Source organism: Burkholderia sp. Se-20378 (assembly GCF_017104665.1).
In the GTDB taxonomy this organism is placed as follows: Bacteria; Pseudomonadota; Gammaproteobacteria; order Burkholderiales; family Burkholderiaceae; genus Burkholderia; species Burkholderia lata.
In genome coordinates this window covers 1-6,984 of record NZ_JAAGPG010000438.1, presented here as the reverse complement: position 1 = coordinate 6,984, position 6,984 = coordinate 1, and the positions used below count along the sequence as shown (strand labels likewise).

The window sequence follows — 6,984 nt, the reverse complement described above, 5'->3', positions numbered from 1 at the left end:
GCTGCTCGCGGTCGCGACGATCGGCTTCGATCTCGGCGTGCAGGCCACGCTGATCGCGCACCAGGCGATCGTCTACCGGATCGACCCGGCGTCGCGCAGCCGCCTCAACGCGGTGCTGTTCGTCGGCATGTTCATCGGGATGGCGGCCGGCGCCGCGATCGGCAGTTTGTTGCTCGCGCAACTGGGCTGGAATGCGGTGACCGCGCTGGCCGTCGTCACATCGCTGGCTGCACTCACCGTGCGGATCTGGCGCCACTGAATTTCCGCGTCGCACACCCCTGGCGGGCAGGCCCACAAGGGCTTGTCCGCCTTTTCTTTTATTTTCGATCGGCGCACGCACGACGCTGCGCGGCCCGGCAGATTCGTGCGCATCCGGCATGAAAAGCGCCCATCCCGTGCAAGGTCCGCACCGGCTCGAACGAATGTCCAGTTCAACCGATTATTTTTCCGGCGACCGTGCGCATCGATGCGAAAACGTCGGGCGATTCAATGCGCCCCGCCACGCGGCGCCCGCCCATCCGGCCCCACCGCACAGCCCCGTTTTATCAGGGGATTCCCGGTATTTTTTCGCATTTTCTTCGAAATAACGGGTGACATACTTGCCCCCCGTTGCGCTCCGGAGCGAGCGCGCTTCCAGATCCTGCCGGCCGCACGTCATGCACTGCGATCCGCCGGGGTCGCACGACATGAACAATTTCGACACCACGATCCAGATCTTCCTCACCCACATCACGTTCGGTCCGCTGATGAATCACGCGATCCGCGTGATTGCGGGCCTGTACACCTTCAAGGGCTTCGTGCTCGTTCCCGTGCTGTGCTGGCTGTGGTTCCAGCCGGGCCCGAACCGCGAGCGCCAGCGCGAGCTGGTCGTCGCAACGATCGCAAGCGGGCTCATCGCGCTCGCGTTCGGCCGGCTGCTCGCCCAGGTGCTGCCGTTCCGCGTGCGGCCGATCTACAACCCCGACCTGCACCTGCACTTCCCGTCGGCGGGACTGCGCGCGGCCACGCTGCAGGCATGGAGTTCGTTTCCGAGCGATCACGCGATGCTGTGGATGGCGATCGCCACCGGCATCTTCATCATCGCGCGCCGCATCGGCGTGCTGGCACTGGTGTATGCGGTCGTGTTCATCTGCGTGCCGCGCGCGTATCTCGGCTTTCACTACCCGACCGACCTGATCGCGGGCGCCGCGATCGGCATCGCGATCGCGTGGCTGCTGACGCGCGACACGATCCGCTCGCGCTTCGCGCCGCAGGTGCTGGCGATGATCCGGCGCTTTCCCGCGCCGGCCTATACGCTCGCGTTCCTGCTGTGCTTCGAGCTGATCACGCAGTTCGACGAACTGCTGACGCTCGCGCAGTCGGCCACCCACACGATGTGACGGGGAGACGCCACGATGCTGCCGCTGCTTACGTTCCGCCGTCGCCCCGGCACGCGCTGCCGGCCATGCGCGGCATCCGCGCGCCGCGCGTCGGCCGCGCCGGTCAGTCGCGATCAGGCGCACCCAGCGGAAAGAACGAGCGAAACGGCCGCGCCTCGTCGACTGCGCGCGCGAACGACGGCCGCGCCAGCAGACGCCGGCGGTACGCCATCACGTTCGCGAACGACGGATCGATCCGGTGCGTCCAGTCCGCGTAGAACAGGAACGGCGCCGCGCCGCAGTCGGCGAGGCTGAAGCGGTCGCCGGCCGCCCATTCGCGATCGGCCATCTTCTTGTCCAGCCACGCGTACGACGTCTCCAGCATCGCGCGTGCATCGGCGACACCGCGCGCATCGCGCTCGGCTTCCGGCCGCAGCGCGTTGTGCACGACCTTCTGCTGCGGCGTCGACACGTAGTTGTCGAAGAAACGATCCATCGACCGCACCTCAAGCGCCGCATGCGGATCGTCGGGCAGCAAGCGCACGGGGCCCGGATGGTTCAGGCCGAGATACTCGATGATGATCGACGCCTCGACCACCGTGCGGCCCGCATCGACGAGCACCGGAAAGCGCTTCAGGGGCCACAGCGCGGTCAGTTCCTGCATCGGCTTCGGATCGTCGTGCGCGAGCACGCGATACTCGAACGGCGTGCCGTTCTCGTACAGCGCGGTCAGCACCTTCTGGCAGTAGGACGAAAAGGGATGGGCGTATAGCGTCGGCATCATCGTGCGGTCTCTCGGGGGTTTCGACGCCGCGTGATGCGGCGCCACGTGATCGGATACCTTGACGACGAACGGCACCCGGCCATTTCGACAGCGATCCGGAATTTTTTTGTCGTGCGACTCGGGCCGTTACGACCGGCCGTCCATCACGACACGCCCTTCGGCACGCCAGCGCAGCATCCCGCCGCCAAGATTCGCCACCGTGTCGAAGCCGGCCTTCAGCAGAATGACGGTCGCCTGCGCGGAGCGCCCGCCGGCCCGGCACACGGTCACGACCGGCCGGTCGCGCGCGATCTCGCCGGCGCGTGCGGCCAGTTCGCCGAGCGGAATCGGCGTTGCGCCGGGCAGGTGGCCGAGCGGGCCCGTGAATTCGTCCGGCTCGCGCACGTCGACGACCTGCACCGCCGGCAGATGATCCTCGAGCCATTGCGGATCGATTTCCCAGAAGCCGGCGAACGTATAGACGAGCGGCGCCCAGTCGGGTGCGGCCTGCACATCGGGCGCGTTTGCGGCGACGCCGCACTGCAGGTTCGCCGGCACCGCGACGTCGATCTGGCGCGGATGCGCGAGCCCGAGGTTGCGCATGTAGCCCGCAAAATCGTCTTCGCTCAGATCGCCGCCGAGACGCGGATTGAAGCGCCGCTCCTCGCCGACGCTCGTCACCGTGAGCCCGCGATAGTCGTGCGCCGGATACAGCAGGCACGCGGCCGGCAGCGTGAAGAGCCGGCCGTGCACAGCGCGATACAGCGCGCGCGGGTCGCCCTGCTGGAAGTCGGTGCGGCCCGTGCCGCGGATCAGCAGGCAATCGCCGGTGAACGCCATCGATTCGTCGTCGAGCACGAGGCTGATGCAGCCGCTCGTGTGGCCGGGCGTCGCGCGCACGGTCAGGTAGCGCGCGCCGAAGGCGCAGCGGTCGCCGTCGTTCAGGTAGCGATCGGCGCCCTGCGCGCCGCTCGCGGCCGAGATCGCGATCGTGCTGCCCGTGCGCTGCTTCAACAGCCACGCACCCGTCACGTGGTCGGCATGCACGTGCGTGTCGACGGTCGCGACGAGCCGCAGCCCGAGTTCGTCGAGCAGCGCCGCGTCGCGGCGCACCTGCTCGAACACGGGATCGATCAGCACCGCTTCGCGCGACGCGCGGTCGGCGAGCAGGTACGTGTACGTCGACGATTGCGGGTCGAAGAGTTGCCGGAAGATCATCGCGAAATCGCTCCGTCGCGGGTGGATGCTTGTTTGATGTGCGCTTGCTGCCGTCGTCCGGCCCGCGCCGCGACTGTCGCTGTCGCGCGGGCCGCCCGTCGTGATCCTGCCTTGCCGGCCTCCGGCCGGCCCGTCGCGTCAGCTCGGCTGCTTCACGTAGCGCAGATACGGCTTCAACGTCCGGAAGCCCTGCGGATACTTCTGCTTCGCCGCCTCGTCCGACACCGACGTCGGAATGATGACATCGTCGCCGGGCGTCCAGTTGACCGGCGTCGCGACCGTATGCGCCGCATTGAGCTGCAGCGCGTCGAGCAGGCGCAGCACCTCGTCGAAATTGCGCCCCGCGCTCATCGGATAGACGAGCATCGCCTTGACCTTCTTGTCCGGCCCGATGACGAACACCGAGCGCACGGTCGCGTTGTCGACCGCCGTGCGCGGGCCGCCGCCCGCATTCGGATGAATCATGTCGTACAGCTTCGCGACCTTCAGCTCGTCGTCGCCGATCAGCGGATAGTTGACCGCGTGACCCTGCGTTTCGGCGATATCCGCCACCCACTTTTGGTGATCGCTGACCGGATCGATCGACAGCCCGATGATCTTCGTGTTGCGCTTGTCGAATTCCGGCTTGAGCCCGGCCAAGTAGCCGAGTTCGGTCGTGCACACCGGCGTGAAATCCTTCGGATGGGAAAACAGGATCGCCCAGTGGTCGCCGATCCATTCATGAAAGCGGATCGTTCCCTCGGTGGTCTCCGCGGTGAAATCGGGCGCGTCCTCGCCTAGTCGAATCGACATGTTCGTCTCCATCAAGTGGGAATCGTCACGACGCCTGCGCCGCGGCTTGCGCGCGACGCGCGATCGTCCGCGCGCGAAGTGCGGCATGGCACATGCCGGGTTCCGCGCGTTCATATAGCGTAGGTCAAAATGCGCGCCACACCGGCATGCGGCGTGCGACATACCGTCGTGCCGTGGCCGATTCCGACGACGAATGCGATGCGGCAGGACGCTGCGCCGCACCCGGCCGCCGGGACGCACTGACTTACACTACCGGCTGTTCTCGTCTTACGTTCACAGGAATTCCACCGACATGTCGATGACGATCGATCCGAAGCAGGCCGCCGCGCTGCTGGCCGTCGCCGACACGGGCAGCTTCGAGCAGGCGGCCGTACGGCTGCACGTGACCGCGTCGGCCGTCACGCAGCGAGTCCGCGCGCTGGAGGCAAGCCTCGGCACGCCGCTCGTGCTGCGCACACGGCCGTGCCGCCCGACGGTGGCCGGGCAGCGCGTGCTGCAGCACCTGCGCCGCGTCGCGCTGCTGCAGGCCGACCTGCAGAGCACGCTCGCGACCGAGCGCGAATCGCCGATCTCCGTCACGATCGCGCTCAACTCCGACAGCCTCGGCACGTGGTTTCTGCCGGCACTGACGTCCGTGCTCGCCGGCGAGCGCATCCTGTTCGAGCTGATCGTCGAAGATCAGGACCACACGTTCGCATTGCTCGAAAGCGGGATGGCAGTTGGCTGCGTGACGACCGAGCCGAAGCCGATGCGCGGCTGCCTCGCGACGCCGCTCGGCACGATGCGCTACCGGCTGCTCGCGGCCGCCGCGTTCGCGGTGCGCTGGTTTCCGCGCGGACTGAACCGCACGAGCGCGCGCAAGGCGCCCGTCGTCGCGTATTCGCGGCGCGATACGCTGCAGTCGTCGTTCCTGAAGGAGAAGTTCGGGTTGCCCGAAGGCGCGTATCCGTGCCACTACGTGCCGGGCACCCATTCGCACTTCGCGGCGGTGCGGCACGGGCTCGGCTATGCGATGGTGCCGGAACCGCTGATCGGCAGCGCGCCGCTCGACGCGCAGGGGCTCGTCGATCTCGCGCCCGCGCATCCGACCGACGTCACGCTGTACTGGCACGCGTGGACCGTGCAGTCGCCGACGATGGCGTCATTGTCCGAGCGGGTCGTCGAAGCGGCGCGCCGGCTGCTCGCGCCGCTGCCGTGACGCGCGTGTGAGCGCGGCACCGCCGACCGCGCGTGTGGTTTGCGGTTTGCGGTGTGCGGTGTGCGGTGTGCGGTGTGCGGCAAGCCTGATGACGATAATCCCCGCCGCGCCGCCTATACTTTTTCCATCGGCCTCGCGCACGCGCCGCGCGGCCCATCACACACATCCGGCAGCGCCCTTTCCCGCAAGGAGAACATCATGTCTCGCCGCTACATCGATTGCCGCGAGTTTCCCAGCGCGATGAATTGCTCGGTCGCGATTTCTGCCGACTCCGACAACGAATTGCTGGAGGCCGCCGTGCAACACGCGGTCCTGGTGCACCAGCACACCGACAGCGCGGAACTGCGCACGCAACTGCAAGCGCTGTTCCGCGACGGCACACCGCCCGCCGATGCACCCCGGCAAGCGTAATCCGCCGGCTCGCCCGATATCGACAGACGGGTTGCCCCATCGCCCCCGTCGCCTCTCCATCTCCTGATTCGCGCCACATCGGGCCGGCGTCCCCGCCGGCCGGCGCATTCCACCTTACGCGCGACGCTGCGCGAAATATGCACCGACCGCGTCGATGAACGTATCGATATCCGCGCGCGACACGTCGCAGTGCGTGACGAAGCGCGACGCGTACAGCATCTGCGTGAGGATCCCGCGCTCCTTGAGCCACGCCTCGAGCGGCGCGCAATCGACTTCGGGGAATTGCGCGAACACCATGTTCGTCGCGTGCGACAGCACCTTCACGGTGTCGATGCGCGCCAGCCCTTCGGCAAGATGCGCGGCATTCGCGTGATCGTCCGCGAGCCGCTCGACATTGTGGTCGAGCGCATACAGGCACGCGGCCGCGAGAATGCCCGACTGCCGCATCCCGCCGCCGAGCACCTTGCGCCAGCGCTGCGCGCGCTCGATCAGCGCGCGATTGCCGACCAGCACCGAGCCGACCGGTGCGCCGAGCCCTTTCGAGAAGCAGATCGACACGCTGTCGAACGGCGCGCACAGCTCGGCGATCGAACGGCCCGACGCGACGGCCGCGTTGCACACGCGTGCGCCGTCGAGATGCAGGGACAACCCGCGGCTGCGCGCGAATGCGGTGGCTTCCTGCACATAGCCTTCAGGCAAGACCTGGCCGCCGATCGTGTTTTCGAGCGCGAGCAGGCGCGTGCGGGCGAAGTGATTGTCGATCGGCTTGATCGCCGCGGCGATCTTCGCGAGCGGCAGCGTGCCGTCCGGCGCGTTTTCGATCGGCTGCGGCTGGATGCTGCCCAGCACGGCCGCACCGCCGCCTTCGTACTTGTAGGTATGCGCGAGCTGGCCGACGATGTACTCGTCGCCGCGCTCGCAATGCGCCATCAGCGCGGCCAGGTTGCTCTGCGTGCCGCTCGGGAAGAACAGGCCGGCTTCCTTGCCGGCCCGCTCGGCCATCACCGCCTGCAGGCGCAGCACGGTCGGGTCGTCACCCCATACGTCGTCGCCGGTTTCGGCGGCAGTCATCGCGGCCAGCATTGCCTGGCTCGGACGTGTCACGGTATCGCTGCGTAAATCGATCATCGCTGAATCCTGAGTAAACGCGGACCGGAACCGATGTGCCCGGCCCTGCCGAAACGAGACTCAGAGTGTACGCAATTCATGCAGCGTGTGTGTACCGGCGATCGATGCGCGCTTGA

General features: G+C 67.5%; 7 protein-coding genes and 1 pseudogene. 4 read left to right on the top strand and 4 right to left on the bottom strand.

Annotated features, from left to right (window positions below):
- Both G3N93_RS30560 and G3N93_RS30555 read left to right on the top strand, forming a co-directional pair.
- A pseudogene (locus G3N93_RS30560) lies at positions 1–259 on the top strand (MFS transporter); the annotation flags it as partial.
- A gap of 427 nt (positions 260–686) precedes the next feature.
- Entirely contained in the window at positions 687–1,379 is a 693-nt protein-coding gene (locus tag G3N93_RS30555) for a phosphatase PAP2 family protein (RefSeq protein WP_206134621.1), read from the top strand.
- A gap of 103 nt (positions 1,380–1,482) precedes the next feature.
- Here the strand turns inward: G3N93_RS30555 and G3N93_RS30550 are convergent, their stop codons facing one another.
- The 3 genes from G3N93_RS30550 to G3N93_RS30540 form a co-directional block, all read right to left on the bottom strand.
- Positions 1,483–2,142 (bottom strand): glutathione S-transferase family protein, encoded by a 660-nt coding sequence (locus tag G3N93_RS30550; RefSeq protein ID WP_174941975.1) that lies wholly within the window; start codon positions 2,140–2,142, stop codon positions 1,483–1,485.
- A gap of 126 nt (positions 2,143–2,268) precedes the next feature.
- A complete protein-coding gene (locus tag G3N93_RS30545) occupies positions 2,269–3,339 on the bottom strand; it encodes an MBL fold metallo-hydrolase (protein ID WP_011353796.1) in 1,071 nt (356 codons plus the stop codon).
- Positions 3,340–3,477: 138 nt separating this feature from the next.
- A complete protein-coding gene (locus tag G3N93_RS30540) occupies positions 3,478–4,131 on the bottom strand; it encodes a peroxiredoxin (RefSeq protein WP_174941974.1) in 654 nt (217 codons plus the stop codon).
- 292 nt (positions 4,132–4,423) lie between these two features.
- Here G3N93_RS30540 and G3N93_RS30535 point away from each other — a divergent pair, with 292 nt between their 5' ends.
- Both G3N93_RS30535 and G3N93_RS30530 read left to right on the top strand, forming a co-directional pair.
- Positions 4,424–5,329, top strand: a complete 906-nt coding sequence (locus G3N93_RS30535; RefSeq protein WP_011353794.1) for an HTH-type transcriptional regulator ArgP — start codon at positions 4,424–4,426, stop codon at positions 5,327–5,329.
- Between the two features lie 198 nt (positions 5,330–5,527).
- Positions 5,528–5,740: a DUF1059 domain-containing protein gene (locus G3N93_RS30530; protein WP_011353793.1), complete on the top strand. Its 213-nt coding sequence runs from the start codon at positions 5,528–5,530 to the stop codon at positions 5,738–5,740.
- 114 nt (positions 5,741–5,854) lie between these two features.
- Here the strand turns inward: G3N93_RS30530 and ltaE are convergent, their stop codons facing one another.
- Positions 5,855–6,868 carry a low-specificity L-threonine aldolase gene (gene ltaE, locus G3N93_RS30525; protein ID WP_206134620.1) on the bottom strand — a complete coding sequence of 338 codons (1,014 nt, stop codon included), beginning with the start codon at positions 6,866–6,868 and terminating at the stop codon, positions 5,855–5,857.
- Between the last annotated feature and the right edge of the window lie 116 nt (positions 6,869–6,984).

Bases quoted from the DNA above. Each gene is read 5' to 3' on its own strand.
- G3N93_RS30555 (WP_206134621.1), top strand. From the start codon at position 687: ATGAACAATTTCGACACCACGATCCAGATCTTCCTCACCCACATCACG.
- G3N93_RS30550 (WP_174941975.1), bottom strand. From the start codon at position 2,142: ATGATGCCGACGCTATACGCCCATCCCTTTTCGTCCTACTGCCAGAAG.
- G3N93_RS30545 (WP_011353796.1), bottom strand. From the start codon at position 3,339: ATGATCTTCCGGCAACTCTTCGACCCGCAATCGTCGACGTACACGTAC.
- G3N93_RS30540 (WP_174941974.1), bottom strand. From the start codon at position 4,131: ATGTCGATTCGACTAGGCGAGGACGCGCCCGATTTCACCGCGGAGACC.
- G3N93_RS30535 (WP_011353794.1), top strand. From the start codon at position 4,424: ATGTCGATGACGATCGATCCGAAGCAGGCCGCCGCGCTGCTGGCCGTC.
- G3N93_RS30530 (WP_011353793.1), top strand. From the start codon at position 5,528: ATGTCTCGCCGCTACATCGATTGCCGCGAGTTTCCCAGCGCGATGAAT.
- ltaE (WP_206134620.1), bottom strand. From the start codon at position 6,868: ATGATCGATTTACGCAGCGATACCGTGACACGTCCGAGCCAGGCAATG.